Origin of the sequence: Kangiella marina (assembly GCF_039541235.1) — a bacterium.
GTDB lineage: Bacteria > Pseudomonadota > Gammaproteobacteria > Enterobacterales > Kangiellaceae > Kangiella > Kangiella marina.
In genome coordinates this window covers 151,207-167,848 of the sequence record NZ_BAABFV010000002.1, presented here as the reverse complement: position 1 = coordinate 167,848, position 16,642 = coordinate 151,207, and the positions used below count along the sequence as shown (strand labels likewise).

14 protein-coding genes are annotated in these 16,642 nt (G+C 44.2%); 3 read left to right on the top strand and 11 right to left on the bottom strand.

Annotated features, from left to right (window positions below):
- Positions 1–140 precede the first annotated feature (140 nt).
- The 3 genes from ABD943_RS08900 to ABD943_RS08890 all read right to left on the bottom strand — a co-directional run bounded on the left by ABD943_RS08900 (position 141) and on the right by ABD943_RS08890 (position 3,657).
- Positions 141–1,364 carry a bifunctional alpha/beta hydrolase/OsmC family protein gene (locus tag ABD943_RS08900; RefSeq protein ID WP_345292841.1) on the bottom strand — a complete coding sequence of 408 codons (1,224 nt, stop codon included), beginning with the start codon at positions 1,362–1,364 and terminating at the stop codon, positions 141–143.
- Positions 1,365–1,480: 116 nt separating this feature from the next.
- A complete protein-coding gene (locus tag ABD943_RS08895) occupies positions 1,481–3,196 on the bottom strand; it encodes a DUF3592 domain-containing protein (RefSeq protein WP_345292840.1) in 1,716 nt (571 codons plus the stop codon).
- Positions 3,197–3,306: 110 nt separating this feature from the next.
- On the bottom strand, positions 3,307–3,657 hold the full coding sequence (locus tag ABD943_RS08890) for a hypothetical protein (RefSeq protein WP_345292839.1): 351 nt from the start codon (positions 3,655–3,657) through the stop codon (positions 3,307–3,309).
- A gap of 185 nt (positions 3,658–3,842) precedes the next feature.
- Between ABD943_RS08890 and fabV the strand changes: the two genes are divergently transcribed.
- Entirely contained in the window at positions 3,843–5,024 is a 1,182-nt protein-coding gene (gene fabV, locus ABD943_RS08885; protein ID WP_345292838.1) for an enoyl-ACP reductase FabV, read from the top strand.
- 434 nt (positions 5,025–5,458) lie between these two features.
- Here the strand turns inward: fabV and ABD943_RS08880 are convergent, their stop codons facing one another.
- From ABD943_RS08880 to mpl, 5 genes are all read right to left on the bottom strand, one after another.
- Positions 5,459–6,064, bottom strand: coding sequence for an LON peptidase substrate-binding domain-containing protein (locus ABD943_RS08880; RefSeq protein WP_345292837.1), 606 nt, complete (start codon positions 6,062–6,064; stop codon positions 5,459–5,461).
- Positions 6,057–6,818: an ABC transporter permease gene (locus tag ABD943_RS08875; RefSeq protein WP_345292836.1), complete on the bottom strand. Its 762-nt coding sequence runs from the start codon at positions 6,816–6,818 to the stop codon at positions 6,057–6,059. The genes ABD943_RS08880 and ABD943_RS08875 overlap by 8 nt, the downstream gene beginning before the upstream one ends.
- The gene (locus ABD943_RS08870; protein WP_345292835.1) at positions 6,815–7,750 is read right to left on the bottom strand and encodes an ABC transporter ATP-binding protein; all 936 of its coding nucleotides are present in this window, start codon (positions 7,748–7,750) and stop codon (positions 6,815–6,817) included. The genes ABD943_RS08875 and ABD943_RS08870 overlap by 4 nt, the downstream gene beginning before the upstream one ends.
- A gap of 150 nt (positions 7,751–7,900) precedes the next feature.
- Positions 7,901–8,524 (bottom strand): flavin prenyltransferase UbiX, encoded by a 624-nt coding sequence (locus tag ABD943_RS08865; RefSeq protein ID WP_345292834.1) that lies wholly within the window; start codon positions 8,522–8,524, stop codon positions 7,901–7,903.
- Positions 8,521–9,873, bottom strand: coding sequence for a UDP-N-acetylmuramate:L-alanyl-gamma-D-glutamyl-meso-diaminopimelate ligase (gene mpl / locus ABD943_RS08860; RefSeq protein ID WP_345293365.1), 1,353 nt, complete (start codon positions 9,871–9,873; stop codon positions 8,521–8,523). The genes ABD943_RS08865 and mpl overlap by 4 nt, the downstream gene beginning before the upstream one ends.
- 474 nt (positions 9,874–10,347) lie before the next feature.
- Between mpl and ABD943_RS08855 the strand changes: the two genes are divergently transcribed.
- Positions 10,348–11,613 (top strand): 6-phosphofructokinase, encoded by a 1,266-nt coding sequence (locus ABD943_RS08855; RefSeq protein WP_046561762.1) that lies wholly within the window; start codon positions 10,348–10,350, stop codon positions 11,611–11,613.
- Positions 11,614–11,757: 144 nt separating this feature from the next.
- On the opposite strand, the gene ABD943_RS08850 is transcribed toward ABD943_RS08855, so the two are convergent.
- Together ABD943_RS08850 and ABD943_RS08845 are read right to left on the bottom strand one after the other, a co-directional pair.
- Positions 11,758–12,507: an HNH endonuclease gene (locus ABD943_RS08850; RefSeq protein ID WP_345292833.1), complete on the bottom strand. Its 750-nt coding sequence runs from the start codon at positions 12,505–12,507 to the stop codon at positions 11,758–11,760.
- A gap of 295 nt (positions 12,508–12,802) precedes the next feature.
- Positions 12,803–13,423, bottom strand: a complete 621-nt coding sequence (locus tag ABD943_RS08845; protein WP_345292832.1) for an energy transducer TonB — start codon at positions 13,421–13,423, stop codon at positions 12,803–12,805.
- A gap of 150 nt (positions 13,424–13,573) precedes the next feature.
- Between ABD943_RS08845 and ABD943_RS08840 the strand changes: the two genes are divergently transcribed.
- On the top strand, positions 13,574–15,037 hold the full coding sequence (locus tag ABD943_RS08840) for a rhomboid family intramembrane serine protease (RefSeq protein WP_345292831.1): 1,464 nt from the start codon (positions 13,574–13,576) through the stop codon (positions 15,035–15,037).
- Positions 15,038–15,056: 19 nt separating this feature from the next.
- On the opposite strand, the gene ABD943_RS08835 is transcribed toward ABD943_RS08840, so the two are convergent.
- Entirely contained in the window at positions 15,057–16,496 is a 1,440-nt protein-coding gene (locus tag ABD943_RS08835) for a B-box zinc finger protein (protein ID WP_345292830.1), read from the bottom strand.
- Positions 16,497–16,642 lie beyond the last annotated feature (146 nt).

Sequence of the window (16,642 nt, the reverse complement as noted above, 5' to 3'; positions counted from 1 at the left end):
AGAAATAAAGCTACTGGCTGGCACCAGAATGTAGGATCTGGGAGCAAGCTCTTGAAGGTATGCGAATTATAGACACCTCCAAGGGGTTGTCAAAGAGTATTCTTGTCGAAGAGAGTATTCTCATCAAAGAGAGTATTGGCTCAGGAATATTCCAACACGGTTTCAATAATCGATTCGCTGTGCAGGGTTTTGTGCACCGGGCATAAGTCTGCGATTTCGAGTAGCCGCTGGCGTTGCTCTTCGGTGATATCCGCTTCAATAACGATACTTCGATGAAACTTGTCGATCTTGCCGTTTTTATCCCCTTTTTTGGCTTCACAATGATCACAATCTTCAAGGTGTACCTTATCGTGGCTAACATTAACGATGACTTTCGATACGTCGAGCTTTTTGCGGCGCGCATACATATTTAAGGTCATGGCTGTACAGGTTCCTAGCGCGGTAGACAAGAAGTCGTATGGTGTTGGTCCTAAGTTGGTGCCGCCGAGTCGCTCTGGTTCATCAGCTAAAAAAACATGCCCATTAGCGTTAACGCGATTCAAGAACCCCTCTCCAGTTTGTGCAGCGATCACAACTTTATCTTGAGCTTTGGGTAATAAGGGTTCTTCTTTTGTATCGATATAACGGCTGGCCCAACTCGCTAAAACGTGCCCAGCATACATAGAATCTTCGGTCTTACTCATGAGGTGATCGGCTTTATCCAGAGTGATAAAGCTCTTAGGATGTAGCGCTGACTTATAAATCGTTTCGGCTTCGCTGATAGAAACAGTATCGTCGATTGGCGAGTGCATCACCATAAGCGCCTTATTGAGCCCGTGAATATCGATGTTGTGTTGCTGCACATCATCCACGAAGTCTTGTTTAAAAGTAAAAGGACGTCCGGCGAGTTTGATCGTCGCTTCGCCTTTCTCTTTTAACGTTTGTAACTCGGGCTCCAGTTGATGCAGTACGTGTTCTGGGGATGCAGGAGATCCAATTGTCGCTACGGCTTTGGCCGAGGAGATATCTTTTGCTGCGGCCAGAATTGCTGTGCCACCTAGCGAGTGACCGATAATAATCTGTGGCGCTTCATAATCAGCTGCTAAAAAGTTGGCAGCATCGATCAGATCATTCACATTGGTGGTAAAGCTGGTGTCCGCAAAATCACCTTTACTCGCGCCCAGACCTGTAAAATCAAAACGTAAGGTGGCAATACCTTCATCAGCTAAGGCGTTGGCGATATTTACCGCTGAATTGATATTTTTAGTGCAGGTAAAGCAATGGGCAAACAGCGCATAGGCTTGAGTCACTCGATGCTCAGGGAAATGAATCACTCCAGATAATTCAAAACCATCTTTTGTGGTAAAGTTTACTTTCTTCTGCATCAGACCATCCCCTTTGTTCGGTGATTTCTTTTACTCGATACTTTCTTTTACTCGATACTTTCTTTTACTCAAGAATGACTATCAGATGGCTGACGTCTGCTTTTGTTACAAACACCCTAGCCAGCTATGCCAAGTTCACTATTCAGTTGCTCGATAAAATTATCAACGTCATTAGAGTTCAATAAGTACTTCGCAATAACTTCCTTGGTGCCGTCTTTGCTCTTCACAGAAAGGTGGTAATACTGCTTATTACCTGAACTCATATTACTTTCACGTGTAATTTTTTCGATGTCGCTTTTATTGAAACGATAAACTTTGCTGAATAACGATCCTTTTTTACAGATTAACACTCCAGAGCTCACGGCAATGCGACTCCTGAATAACAAGACATTCAGGCCAATAAAAAATATAAGAAGTCCCATGCCACCAAAAGCTATCAGGAACAAATAACTAGACTCCGCCATAAAAACCCCTAAACCAATAGCAAAAAATACCAGCCCAAAGATTAAGGTTCCGATTCCTAAGGCTTTGTGTCTAAAGGCTTTAAAGTAGTACTCTTTTCCGTAATTCGAGTGCGACTCTACGATATCCAAGTATCGCCAATCACCACCTTTCGATGTTACTGAGCCTTCTGTAGATTGCTCACTAAACAAATCTTCTTTCGGCGTTTCGGGCTCTATTCTGTGCGCCACGACAAACGCAGGAAGCTCAAACATCAACTGCAAGTCTGGGCCTTTTTGTTTCTGCTCGACTTTCACAACCCATTCAATTTTATTATTCACATCAGCATCGCTCGACTCAGGCAAGCCTTCTGGGATTTTTACGTCAAAATCCACAGCAAACTGTTGTGCTTGATGCTGTTGTACAAGAAGCCGCTGATCATCTTGCCACAGTATTTTTGTGGTAGTTCTAGTTTCTTTACCGCTACGGCGGCGAGTCACTCTTTGACAGCTCAGGGTTAGCATCACTTCCCGCTCTTTGAGCTCACCATTGATAATAATTTTTCCGGAATTACGCCCACCAATGACTAAAGGCGTTTGCTGTAACACGAGCTTGGAGTCACCAAACGCTTTTTCCCGACGGTAATAAATCACTGTCAAGACAATCATTCCTAAGCCAACTAAAGGGAACAAAAAAACCAAGAGCTGCAATGGCTCCTTAAAATAATTGCCTTCGTGAAGGACTCCGATAGTGCCCGGTAGCGAAATCAGATTCCAAATAATGGCGAAGCCGAGCATGACCTTAAAGGCACTTTTTGTTTGGCACCTAAAATCATTGCCCTGCCACTCTTTACGCCACAACCATGGTTCTTCGCTATGAGTTTCCTGGAATACTTCTTTTTGAGCTAAGCGCTTAGCTCCCCAGCGAGCCCACAACATAATACCCAATCCAACACCGCCGAACACTAGTAAGAAGATGGAATAAAAGCCCAGCATTCCCCAGCGCATGGTTCGATCCAGCACGCTTTCACTGGGACTTTCTGGGTTAACGTAGGCTTTGAGTTTCTGTTGGCTGCTTGCGTGCCTTAGATTCCGATAAAGTTGCTGCTGGTAGCTGCCGATATTATCCGTGCCAGAATAGAAAGACACTTGGTTCGATTGGTATTCTCGATCATTAAACATATAGCGGTAAGTCCCTTTTACGCCATAAGTCGTGCTGCCGTCGTCGGTAGAAGACACCTGCTCCAGGCTGATTATTTCCGCATCTACCACAGACCAGTCTTGGGCTCGCCAGACGTTAACGCTTGAGATAAGCCCCCAAACAAAAATAGCCAATCCGGCTAAGAAAAACACACCACCGAATAGGGTTAAACAGCCAGCGCCTTTGTTCATAATTGTTCTTTATAAGATATTTACCCGTACATTAGCAGAATTGCTCAGGGTCAACAATTTTCGGGGAGTCACTCACTCTTTAAGCTTGTTAATGCCATTAAATAGTGACGTTATGACACCGAAACATTCACAACCTTAATTTTGTCGTCTTGCACCATTAAATGCAGGAAAGCTAAATATTCGTTTCCCGATATCGTGTACCATTGCTTCCAATATATTCGTGCATCCGTTGCTTTTCGAACAACGCCCATCAACTCCCTTTCTGCAAAATAGCCTAAAACCTTTTGGTAGCTTCTGCATTGTTGTTCAAAATTTTCTTCCGTCACTATACGCTTCATATTATCGCTAAAGTCTCTAACATGACGCTCATAATCAATATCGGTAGAAGCTTGCATTAAGTTATCCATAATTGGCTCTGCAATAGCCATGACCTCAGAGTCCTTCATTTCTAACCAATTCATTCAGCTCCTCCACATCAACATTTACAAGAATTCATCGCCAGCTTAACACTATCAACCGCTATTCTTATTTGGAAATACTTAAAAAACACGATTGTTTCAAATTATTCATTCGCTATCTGGTAGTACCCCTTTCCCTTAAAAAAACGTTACAATAGCGCCATATTTTTATCTGGAGTTGTTTTTTTATGATTATTAAGCCGAAAGTACGTGGTTTTGTTTGTACTACGTCGCACCCTCAAGGTTGTATCGCTCACGTGAATGAGCAGATTGAGTATGTGAAGAAGAATAAGCCTGAAGTTACGGCTGATAGCCCTAAAAATGTGTTGGTTATTGGTTCTTCGACGGGTTATGGCTTGGCGTCGCGTATCGTGTCGGCGTTTGGTTATGGCGCTAAGACTTTAGGTTTGTTTTTTGAGAAAGAAGCGACTGAAAACAAGACAGGGACTGCGGGTTGGTACAACAACCGTGGTTTTGAGCTTGCTGCTGATGAAGCGGGCCTTTGGAATAAGTCGATCAATGGCGACGCTTTCTCGAACCAAGCGAAAGAAGACGCGATTAAGATCATTAAAGAAGAGATGGGCAAGATTGACCTAGTGGTTTATTCATTAGCCTCTCCTCGTCGTCAAGATCCTAATACAGGTGACGTTTATAAGTCTGCGCTTAAGCCTATCGGTGAAGCGGTGACTGAGAAGACGTTGAATACCGACAAAGGCTTGGTTCACGACATTTCCATCGAGCCAGCGACTGAGGACGATATTCAAAACACCATTAAGGTTATGGGTGGCGAAGATTGGGAGCTTTGGATGGAGGCTCTGGACGAAGCTGGTGTATTAGCCGATAACGTCAAAACAACCGCTTACACCTATATCGGTAAGAAATTGACTTGGCCAATTTATGGTCACGCGACGATTGGTAAAGCGAAAGAAGATCTGGATCGTGCTTCGCACGCGATTCATGAGATGTTGCAAGATAAGTACAACGGCTCGGCAAACGTGTCTGTCTTAAAGGCGGTTGTGACGCAAGCAAGTTCGGCGATCCCGGTGATGCCTTTGTATATTTCATTGCTGTATAAGGTGATGAAGGAAAACGACGTGCATGAAGGACCTATCGAGCAAATTCATGAGTTGATTGTTGAGCAGATGTACGGCGATAACGCGGTGTATGATGATACTCGTCGCTTCCGTCTCGACTTAAAAGAGCTTGATGACAAGATCCAAGAAGAAGTTGAGCGTCTTTGGGAGATTGCGACTACTGAAAATATTAGTGAGATTTCTGACTACAAAGGTTATCAGCACGAGTTCTTCAAGCTGTTTGGCTTCGAGGTCGATGGCGTGGATTACGATAAGGACACCAGCCCTATCGTTTAGTGCTTGGAGTCTTCATCAACATATCAATGTCTTCAAAAAGGCACCTGTTTAGGGTGCCTTTTTTGTTGATGCATCTTTGTTTACACGCCAGGGAGCACAAACCATATTTGCATTAATAATTCTTATCACATACATTTTAATGCAGATGTGATTTTGGCGTTAAGTCATACCTGCATAAACTGTCAGATTTATTTACATTCCCTTTGAAAACAAATACTTCCAAACGTGGATTGGTTAACATTTCTACATTATACGCTATGGAAAAAACCAATTAATAGGGTTAATCTATATCCATGTTTGAGCATCATTGTCTTCCCTACACTCAGACAAGTTAATTTGGAAAATAAGTTTATCAATGCGCAAGCCATTAGCCCACCACCTGGTGGGCTCTTTTTTGCCTGTATGAAAAGTTGCACTAGAGGGTTATGGTTAAACTACTTCAACCACGCCAGCATCTGATACAGCATGGCAATACGGGTTTCAAGGTGGCTTTCTTCTAAAACGGCCTGCTTCTGCGGTTCGGTGACCGGCAGGAACTCCGTCAAACGCTCGACAATAAAGTCCATGTGCTGCCAGCGCTCCGGTGCTTCTAAGATTTCTACCTGAGGATGCTTTCCTAAGTCGGTCAGCAAGTCGATCAACTCCCCCTGATTATCTCTAATAGGCACTTGTGGCAAGTTTTCTAAGAAAGACACATTGGCGCTAATAAGGTTATCAGGAAGAATGGAACTGGAGTTCACCTTAACTCTTTGCCGCCCTAAGCAGGTAATCAGCAAAATACCGTCTTCACGTTGATCAAAATCTACGATCTCAACATAAGTACCATAAGTGAAAGGTGTGGCGGGGATGCCGGTCTCGTTACCTTTCTTAATAAGGCAGGTGGCGAACCCCTGATTGTTCGACAATTGGCGCGCGATCATATCCAGATAGCGCTGCTCAAAAATTTGCAGCCGAAGCACGCTATCTGGGAACACGACCCGCTGTAGCGGGAAAATCGGTAGAACTTGGTTATCGCCGCCTAGGCTGCCAGTATCAGGCACGTAAGCCAATACCTCGGTTCAATAAGTACATCGCAAAGCTGGTGAGTAGCGCGATAAAGACTAGAATTATCGCAAAAGCAATGCCTATCTGAATATCCGACTTACCTAAGAAGCCATAGCGGAAAGCATTTACCATATAAATAATCGGGTTTAACTTCGAGACGCCTTGCCAAAACTCTGGCAACAAACTGATCGAGTAAAAAACACCGCCTAAGTATGTTAATGGCGTTAAGATAAACGTCGGTACAATCGCCACATCATCAAACTTCTTAGCGAATACCGCGTTGATCAATCCGCCGATAGCGAACAAAATCGAGGTCAAAAACACCACACTAATAACAACCCAGAAGTTATGGATCTGTAAGTCGACAAAGAAAGACGCGACGATAGTGACAATCAGGCCAGTGAATAATCCGCGTAGCACGCCACCGCCGACATAGCCCGCTAAAATCACCCAATTAGAGACCGGCGACACCATCATTTCTTCAATCGAGCGCTGATATTTCGAGCTAAAAAACGACGACACAACGTTGCCGTAGGAGTTGGTAATAACCGACATCATGATTAAGCCCGGCACGATATACTCCATGTAGCCGAAGCCATCCATCTCACCCACACGCGAGCCGATCAAGTTACCGAAGATCACGAAATACAAGGTCATGGTTATCGCTGGTGGTAGCAGCGTTTGCGACCAAATGCGGGTCCAGCGTGTTATTTCTTTGATGACAATGGTTTGGAAGGCAACTAAATTCATGACTTAGGCCCTCCATGTGGATTTTCAACCAGACGCACAAATAACTCCTCTAAACGATTCGCTTTGTTTCTCATGCTTAAGACCGTAATGTCATGTTTGCTTAATTCTTGGAACACGCCATTAACGCCTGCCCCTTTATTAACATCGACTTCAATCGTGGTTTCATCACGAACGCAAACGTCATAGCCATTGAGCTCAGGCATTTGCGCAGGCAAGCCCGTGGTATCCAGTACAAAGGTTTCAACATCCAGTTTTGACAGCAACTCTTTCATGCTGGTGTTCTCAGCAATTTCACCGTGATTAATGATGGCAATATTACGACACAAGCTTTCAGCTTCTTCTAAATAGTGAGTGGTCAATACGATGGTTGTTTTCTTGTCACGATTCAGATCTTGCATGAAGTCCCACATCGAACGACGTAACTCAATATCAACACCAGCCGTTGGCTCATCCAGAATCAACAGTTTTGGTTCATGAATAAGGCCACGCGCAATCATCAAGCGACGTTTCATACCGCCAGACAGTTCACGCGACTGCGCATTACGCTTATCCCATAATCCCAGTTGTTCCAAAATAGGCTGAGCACGCTTTTTTGCTTCTTTGCGCGAGATACCGTAATAACCCGCCTGCTGTACGATAATCTGCTCCACGCCTTCAAACATGTTGAAGTTAAATTCTTGTGGCACCAAGCCCAGTTGTTTTTTGGCATTGGTGAGATCGGTATCAATGTCATGCCCAAAAACTTCAACTTTACCGGCGCTTTTATTGACCAGCGCACTGATGATACCAATGGCGGTCGATTTACCAGCACCATTAGGGCCTAGCAGTGCAAAAAAGTCACCCTGCTCTACTTCAAGGTTGATCCCTTTTAAGGCTTGCGTGCCATTATCATAGGTTTTGCATAAGTCTTTAATCGATAATGCTTTTGTCATTTAAGTACCATGTTTTTATTTGTCACATCACTCCACAAGTAAACTCAGGAGCGCGGATATTGTCATCCTGAACTGGATTCAGGATCTCATAAAACGTAAATCTCATACCAGAAAAGATCCTGAGTCAAGCTCAGGATGACAGCGAAGCCGTCAATTACCGCTGTAACCCCAGCGATGTCCAAGGTCGTGCTCTAGATCCAAATGATCAAGAATACGCGCCACCATAAAATCGACTAAATCATCAATCGACTTGGGCTCATTATAAAAGCCCGGTGACGCTGGCATGATAGTCACGCCCATCTGCGATAAGCGTGTCATATTCTCTAAATGAATCGTATTGAACGGCGTTTCACGCGGGACCAAGATTAACTGTCCCCGCTCTTTCATCACCACATCAGCGGCACGCTCAATTAAATTATCCGAGGCGCCATGCGCTATAGCGCTCAAGGTTCCCGTGCTACAGGGACAGACGATCATTTGTTTCGGTGCGCTCGACCCACTCGCCACTGGAGACATCCAATTATCGCTAGAGAATGCTTCAAGCGCCCCAGCGTCGATGGATAACTGTTCCGCAAGTTCACGCTCAATCACACTCGGCGACTTGTTAACCTGCACTCCACACTCGGTCGCCAAAACGACGCGCGCAGCGCTGGACAGCATCAGGTAAACTTTGTGGTAATGCTTAGTCAGTTCTTGCAATAACTTCAAGGCATAAGGTGCGCCCGAAGCGCCCGTTATGGCGAGAGTGATTGCAGTGTTCTTTTTCATGCTCATTCAGCTAATAGCTCCAACAGCTTGCCGTGAATTCCGCCAAAACCGCCATTACTCATGACAAGAATTTGGTCATTGGATTGTATCATTTTTGAGACGGCATGCAGAATCGCATCCACATCCTCCAATATCTGTACGCTTTTGAGCTTTTCAAGCTGCGCTTGGGGGAACTGCCAGTTATACTCATTGGGTTTGTGAATAATCACTTCGTCAGCTTCAGCTAAGGTTGGAATCAAGGTGTCTTTATGGATGCCCGAACGCATCGTCGCTGATCGCAAATCCAAAATAGCAATAACACGCTTCTCACCCACTTTCTTTCGAAAACCGCCCAAGGTCGTTTGAATCGCTGTCGGATGGTGTGCAAAATCATCATAAACCGCTACACCGCCCACTTCGCCTTTTAGCTCCATTCGACGTTTCACATTGCGGAACTCGGATAGTGCATCGCAGCAATGATGGGCGGGGACGCCAGCGTGTCTAGCCGCAGCAATCGACGCCAAGCCATTGACGACGTTGTGCAAGCCGATCAACTCCCAGTTAACTTCGCCCTGTTTTGCCCCGGCAAAGAAAACCTCAAAATGACTGCCATCTTCTTTGAGTAGCTTGAATTGCCAGCCATCTTCCGGGCCAATCAACTCTTTCTCCGACCAGAAGCCCATGTCTACGACTTGTTGTAAATACTGTTCATCGTCAGGGTAAATGACTAAGCCATTGCCCGGGACGATTCGAAGTAAGTGGTGGAACTGAGTCTTAATCGCCTCGATATCCTTAAAAATATCCGCGTGGTCAAACTCAAGATTATTCATGATAAGTGTGCGCGGTCGGTAATGCACAAACTTCGAACGTTTATCGAAAAACGCCGTATCGTACTCGTCGGCCTCTACCACAAAAAACGGCGACTCGGTTAAACGTGCAGATAACCCAAAATTCTCAGGAATCCCACCAATCAAAAAGCCTGGATTTAGGTTCGAATACTCCAAGATCCAAGCCGTCATACTCGCCGTCGTGGTTTTACCATGGGTCCCCGACGCTGCCAGTACCCACTTGTCATTTAGAATATTCTCCGACAGCCACTGCGGCCCAGAGCGATAATTCAAACCCTGCTCAAGCACATACTCTACCGATGGGTTACCGCGTGACATCGCGTTGCCGACCACCACACAGTCGGTGTGTTCAGGTATGTGCTTCGGATCAAAGCCCTGAATTAACTCAATGCCCTGCTCCTCCAACTGAGTGCTCATCGGCGGATAAACGTTCTGATCGCTACCACTGACCGAAATCCCCTGCTGCTTCGCCAGCAAAGCAATCCCGCCCATAAAAGTACCGCAGATGCCTAAAATATGAATATGCATGTATGAATTATCAATAATCTGATGAAACTTTGCTGACAATCATAAGCCAAGCATGATTTTTCGTCATCTTTTCAGGAAAGAAATCTCAAAATACGGTAAAATCGCCACAAATTTGTCCTAATCCTCATGATTTTGTCAGGGTTAGGGGTGTTTCGGTGCTCAATAGGCTTGCACCAATAACCCCATAAACATTTGCCGAAGCGACTACAAAATTATAGTGCAAATTGGGCAAGGACAGCCCAATTTAATCAAAACGAAACAGGACGTTTCGTTTGATGGCACGTCATAATTTTTAGTTGCAAGGGAAGCCGAAGGCCGAATGTTTGGGGCGCCCTTTCTTTTCGCCCTTTTCTTTGGGCGAGCAAAGAAAAGGGTAATCAATACGTATAGAGATTTAGCACTATGAATGTCTCAAGTGCTGATAACGGGAAACTTGGTTATATCCCCAATTTAGAAATTAAGGTTTAATTTATTATGCCAAAGAAAAAGTATAACGCCTTCTACGCCCAATCCGGCGGCGTAACAGCAGTCATCAACGCAACAGCCTGTGGCGTGATTGAAACAGCTCGTAAATCACTCAACATCAATAAAGTCTACGCAGGTCGTAACGGTATTATCGGTGCTTTGCGTGAAGAGTTGATCGACACCAGCAAAGAAACCAAAAAAGACATTGCTGCACTAAAGCATACGCCATCGGGTGCTTTCGGTTCTTGCCGCTATAAGCTGAAAAGCTTGGAAGAGAATAAGGCCGAGTACGAGCGTTTAATCGAAGTGTTCAAAGCGCACGATATTCGCTATTTCTTCTATAACGGTGGCGGCGATTCGCAAGATACCGCGCACAAAGTGTCGCAGTTAAGCGAAAAGATGGGCTTCCCGATTACTTGCATCGGTATTCCAAAAACCGTCGATAACGATTTACCGATTACCGACAACTGCCCAGGCTTCGGCTCGGTTGCTAAGTATGTCGCGGTTTCGATTCGCGAAGCAGCTTTCGACGTTAAGTCGATGGCGGAAAGTTCGACCAAAGTTTTCGTGATGGAAGTCATGGGCCGTCATGCGGGCTGGATTGCTGCTGCAGGTGGCTTGGCTTGTGAAAAAGATGGCGATGCGCCACACATTATTCTGTTCCCAGAAATCGCGTTCAATAAAGAAAAGTTCTTAAAGAAAGTTGAGCGTACGGTTAAGAAACACGGTTATTGTGCAATCGTCGTATCTGAAGGCGCGGCTTATAAAGACGGTACTTTCTTAGCTGACGCAGGCACAGTGGATGCCTTCGGTCATAAGCAATTAGGCGGCGTAGCGCCAGTAGTGGCACAAATGATCAAAGGTGAGCTTGGTTACAAGTATCACTGGGCAGTGTGTGATTACTTACAACGCGCCGCGCGTCATATCGCCTCTGAAACAGACGTTGAGCAAGCTTACGCCATGGGTCAAGCAGCGGTTGAGTTTGCTGATGCAGGTAAAAATGCAGTGATGCCAACGATCGTTCGCAAAAACACAAAGTCATACCGCTGGACAGTTGGCGAAGCCAAACTGGCAGACGTCGCTAACGTCGAAAAAATGATGCCACGTAAATACATCTCACGTGACGGCTTTGGCATTACCGAAGAATGTCGCGAATACTTACAGCCATTAATTGTCGGCGAAGCCTACCCGCCATACAAAAACGGCTTACCGCAATATGTGGAACTTAAAAACGAACTTGTTAAGAAGAAACTTAAAACTAAGTTCGAGATTTAAGTATCTCGTCTGATATAAAAAAGGCCTCAATTGAGGCCTTTTTTTTGCTAAACCGATTCTAACTGGCTTCAAGTTACTACTGCAAACTTCCTAAAGCCTTGCTTATGGAAAGTGTGTGTATAGCGAGTATTTTTTCCAGTAGAGTTACTTATTAGATTTAATTTCATTAATTAGCTCCTCAATACTAATGCTACCTTTTCTATGCAGCATAGCATGACAGTTAGGACAAACTGGCCTTAGATCTGTTATAGGGTTGACCTCATATTCATCACCAATATCCGACACTGGGATAAGATGGTGAACATGAATGAATCCCTTACCTCTTCGTCCGTAGGTATTTTCAAAGTTAAAACCGCAAACAGTACAGCTTACTCCATATCTGTTGATGCACTCAGATCTGGCTTTAGAATTACGTTCGTAGGAGTTAACTGTAATAATTTTTTTACTCCCTTCTTTTAGTGCGCTAGGCACTTCTTCGGGATAGAGGTTGTCTGGACTTTCAATTCTATTGGAATGCTCTATGATTTTAATATGATACGATGAAAAATTATGTTCCGTACTATTTGATTGATTATCAACTAGGGGGGCGCTTAAGCTTAATTTATTAGTGTTCGCTGCAGAGATAAATATATCTGCTGTATTTTCCTTATTTCTAAATTTCGTTTTAGGTTCAGATATCGCTCCTGAAGGAATATGAACAAAAAGCATTTGTCCTGATTGCTCATTGTTTAGCACAAAGTACAGGTCTTCCTCAAATTTACCGAAAGGAACGTTTAACCACCAACCATTTTTCCCACCATAAGCAGATAGATTCGCCCAATGTGTATTCTTACCCGTAAGAGAAATATGCTCATGACTTTTATTGATTAGTGCTATTGCCTGATTCTTGTTCATAAGTTCGTTTTAAATCTAACTTTAGATTACCGGATAATATCGTTAACATTTTGATTTTAAATTGCGTATTTCACCTATACTAGCAAGATCAGTAGTTTAGAGGAAGTATGTGAGTGGGTAGGTTACCTACCAAGACGTACAGCCTACGTTTTCTTAATACGTCATTCACCACGGGTATTCCTTTCAGCCCCCGCGAAGGCGGGGATGACGTGCTTGCTAGAGAATGACAGTTTATCTCTTTAATTTTTAAAAAGATCCTGAATCTAGTTCAGGATGACAATCCTGTTGGGTTATATCAATCCTGATCCATATTGAATTCAATCTTGACGGTTTGCCCGACGCTGGCGATTGGCTGGCCGTTAGTCATGCCTGGTTTGAATTTCCACTTACGCAATGCTCGCACGGCTTCTTTGTCAAAAATCTTACGAGGCTCGGAGTCTATAACGGCGATATTCGATAAGGTGCCGCTGGTATCGACGTCGTATGTCAGCAGTACCCATCCTTCTAGCCCGCGCTGCTGTGCCACAATAGGGTAATTCGGTTGTGTACGATACATGGGCATGGCTTCGGACTCCTGCGAAAAATCCACTGCGGGAGCATCACCTAAACCATCAGGCAGCCCGATAACGTCTGGCGTTTCAATAAACACCCACTCTTCTGTTGAAGTATCAATCTCGCTTGAGTCTATGGGATCACCATCACTGTTCGGCGCGGGCTCAATCGCTGGTGGTTGAGGTGGCTTTACCACTTCAGGTCTCGGCTTAGACTTTTCCTCTGGAATAGTTATCTCACTCAGCTCTACCGTCGGTGGCGGCTCTTCCTCTTTAGTTTGCGGATCTTTGATCAGTAGGCTCATAAAAAATAACAAGCCTGCTGTAATAATGACAGCTAGCACGACCGATAGGATTGTTCTCATAATGTTCCCCTTTTTAGTACTTTCAACTCTATAAACGGCTAAACCAATAAAAGGGGTTAAATTTTTTGTCATTTGTTTATAATTAGCTCAATGACGATAAACAATAACCATTGAGAACCATAATAACGACGAAGGATCGGAGCGCTTGCCATGCTTTTATTACCCGCCGAAAACGGCATTTCTAAGAATAATCCACCCTACTTAACGATTGCCTTAATCTTGATCAATATTGCTGCGTATATTGTTCTACAAACGAATGACAACAAAGTGTTTAGCGATGCGGGCGAATACTACGTAAAGTCTGGATTGTTGAAAAAAGAGCGTGACGTGTTTGAGGAGTACGCTTTAGAAAATCGAACTGAACTCTATCACTCAATTCATAACAATCAGTTTTTACCCGATCAATACTTAGTCCAACTGATTCTCACTGATAAGCACTTTACGCACTACATTACGAAGCTTAGTAGCTATTCTCTTGATTGGCGGCAAAAGCGTAATACAGTTAATGAAACCTTAGAAGACTCATCCTATTACAGTTACGCTTATTACCCCTCCGAGCCGAGTGTATTCACGGCCTTTACTCATATGTTTATGCATGGCGGTGTTGAACATTTGCTCGGAAACATGCTGTTCTTATTTCTCTTTGGTTTTAATTTAGAGTTGTTATTAGGTCGAGGCAAAATGTTTGGCCTGTATATCGTTTCAGGGCTAGCTGCGGTTACATTCTTCTCCTTAACCACCAGTGATAAGTATGTGCCGTTAGTCGGTGCTTCTGGCGCTATTGCGGGCCTAATGGGTGGCTTTTGCGGCTGGTATGGACTTAAGAATATTCGTTATTTTTATTGGCTCTTCGTGGTTTTCGATTACGTTAAGCTTCCCGCGGCTTTGGTGTTTATCTACTTCCTCGCGAAAGAATACATTATGTCGACCATCAGCGATGATAATGTCGCTTACATGGCTCACTTTGGCGGGCTGATCGCAGGCTTTGCGTGCGCCATTCTATTTAAAATACTAGCCAAAGCGCCAAAGGAAGAAACAGCAGACGTATCGGTGCCGTCCCCTTCGGCAGCCGATAGAAGTCACGCAAAATATGAAGAAGCTTGTGCGGCTTTTCAGCAACTCGATTTCGAGCGAGCTCGTATGCTATTTTCACAGTTGATTGAACAGGATCGTCATCAAATCGAGTCCTACTCAAAACTTTATGCGCTGGAAAAGGTCAATCCGACATCAAAGAATTTTTCAAACCTAACGAATCTGATTGTCTTGCGTTCCACCAATGATCCAAGGTTGAACAAGTTAGCGGATATTGCGCTTGGCGAAATCACCAGTAACGGTAACGGTTTGAAAACGTTACCTGCTGAGACATTAATTCGTTACACCACGCAGCTTGTGAAAAAAGGGCAGCTTCACCAAGCCAAGCCTTTCGTTAATTTCTTGGTTAAGAACTATGACTTTAATGAGCAGGTGCCTAAGTTACTGTTCCAGTTTGGTTTGGCCTGCGAAGAAGATAATGACCATATCACTTACAAGAAGGTCTTTACTTTCCTCAGCAAAAAGTACCCTGATACTTTCATCGGCGAGGAAGCGAAGAAAGCTTTAGCCAAGTCCAACTAAAGCTTAAGTTTTTTTATCGCTATGACTTAGAAGGGATCGGTTGCTGCATCGACTGACACACTTGCCTAAGTTGCTGTGCTTCCCTTTGATGCGAGCCCCGAGGGTATTTGCTTAATAACTTGTTGATCATTGCTAATGCTGTCGTGTCATTATTCATGACTTCGGATTCAAAGCGTGCTCGGGACAGCATTAACCAAGGAATGTTAACATCACTCTGCATCTTTTCGCTGACTGAACTTAGCTTGTTCACTTCCTCTAAATAGCGCTTGTGCTTCATTTGATTGACCAGCACGGATCTCGCTTTAGCCGTCATCGGTTTAAAGCGGGGTTCAAACGCTGTAATCTCTTGATAAAGACGCAATGCATCTACACCAATACCTGATAAGTTAGGGTTTTGATAGTAGTTATTGGCTGCTTTGATCGCACCTACTGGATTTTTACGAACAATGTTCAATCGTACTAAGCGCTCAAGCGCTTTAACCGTATGTCTTTTGTCCTGGGCCAAGTCATATAACACCTCCTCAGCATCCTCGAAACGGCCTTCTTGGATATAGACATCGGCCTTCGCCAAAAGACGTCGCTCTAATGCGTTGTCACTCTCCGTATCCAGCAAGTTCTCTGCATCAATGCCATAGCCTAATTCGTTATGGTATTGGAAGGCGACATAGCCAAACATGCTAAACTTCACGATGTAAAAATACGCCAGCGCGGCAAAGAGCATTGGGTACGCAACCGCTTGCGGCAGCCAAAAATGCAGTTGACTTTGTGCGAACTCCAAACTGAAATCAATCAGGAAGGAAAAGCCAAATAATAATAAATAGGGCCAGCCGATGGCCTTAACGCAACTTGCGATTCGTGCTGGGTTTACTGCCGAGGAAACATGCTTCTCCATCGCTAAAATGATTAGCATGGCCGGAGTAGCAAACGAAACAACGGCTATGTAGGGGAGAATAAAACCACTGCCAAAAATATACCCCCCAATAAAGCCGTTGCCGATTAAAACACAATACAGGACAATGACTTTAAGCGTCATCGAATCAGAATTAAACGTTAAGGCCTCATCATAACTGGGCGCATCTAGTTTCCCCCGAGCTCCTCTAGTTAATACCGTAAACACATAACCGATACCAATCGAGTACAAGGCCAACAACAGTAGCAACTGGATCATCATAATTGGAATAAAGTCAGTGATCAGCCCTACAACAAAAGCAATTCCCATATACGTCAGCAAGAAGTTATAGGCATTTTTTTGCCACGGGTACTTATTGAATTCTGAAAGCTTATTCCAAAAAGGGGTGACCTTGTCGCTGACACCATAAGACTCAAGGTGCGTTCGGCACAACAAGCAACGAGGCGCAATTTCACGTTGGTTGATGTCACAACAATCAATACAAAATGAGGTGTCACACTGATGGCAAAACCACTGCGCTTTTTCTTTATTATGGTATTTACAGTTCATTCCTTGTCCTTTGACAGAATAATCACGTTAACTTTTTAGTTCTTATTTTTTAATATCTCCGTGTTACTTTACCAAAATGAGAATGGTTTCTCACTACGAAATCCTCCTGACAAACAAAAAACACCGCAGAGAAAGCTCTGCGGTGT

What these genes read in the sequence shown, in the direction of transcription:
- ABD943_RS08875 (WP_345292836.1), bottom strand. Translation starts at nt 6,818, where the DNA reads ATGAATTTAGTTGCCTTCCAAACCATTGTCATCAAAGAAATAACACGC.
- ABD943_RS08865 (WP_345292834.1), bottom strand. Translation starts at nt 8,524, where the DNA reads ATGAGCATGAAAAAGAACACTGCAATCACTCTCGCCATAACGGGCGCT.
- ABD943_RS08845 (WP_345292832.1), bottom strand. Translation starts at nt 13,423, where the DNA reads ATGAGAACAATCCTATCGGTCGTGCTAGCTGTCATTATTACAGCAGGC.
- ABD943_RS08895 (WP_345292840.1), bottom strand. Translation starts at nt 3,196, where the DNA reads ATGAACAAAGGCGCTGGCTGTTTAACCCTATTCGGTGGTGTGTTTTTC.
- ABD943_RS08900 (WP_345292841.1), bottom strand. Translation starts at nt 1,364, where the DNA reads ATGCAGAAGAAAGTAAACTTTACCACAAAAGATGGTTTTGAATTATCT.
- ABD943_RS08870 (WP_345292835.1), bottom strand. Translation starts at nt 7,750, where the DNA reads ATGACAAAAGCATTATCGATTAAAGACTTATGCAAAACCTATGATAAT.
- ABD943_RS08835 (WP_345292830.1), bottom strand. Translation starts at nt 16,496, where the DNA reads ATGAACTGTAAATACCATAATAAAGAAAAAGCGCAGTGGTTTTGCCAT.
- ABD943_RS08890 (WP_345292839.1), bottom strand. Translation starts at nt 3,657, where the DNA reads ATGAATTGGTTAGAAATGAAGGACTCTGAGGTCATGGCTATTGCAGAG.
- ABD943_RS08840 (WP_345292831.1), top strand. Translation starts at nt 13,574, where the DNA reads ATGCTTTTATTACCCGCCGAAAACGGCATTTCTAAGAATAATCCACCC.
- ABD943_RS08855 (WP_046561762.1), top strand. Translation starts at nt 10,348, where the DNA reads ATGCCAAAGAAAAAGTATAACGCCTTCTACGCCCAATCCGGCGGCGTA.
- fabV (WP_345292838.1), top strand. Translation starts at nt 3,843, where the DNA reads ATGATTATTAAGCCGAAAGTACGTGGTTTTGTTTGTACTACGTCGCAC.
- mpl (WP_345293365.1), bottom strand. Translation starts at nt 9,873, where the DNA reads ATGCATATTCATATTTTAGGCATCTGCGGTACTTTTATGGGCGGGATT.
- ABD943_RS08850 (WP_345292833.1), bottom strand. Translation starts at nt 12,507, where the DNA reads ATGAACAAGAATCAGGCAATAGCACTAATCAATAAAAGTCATGAGCAT.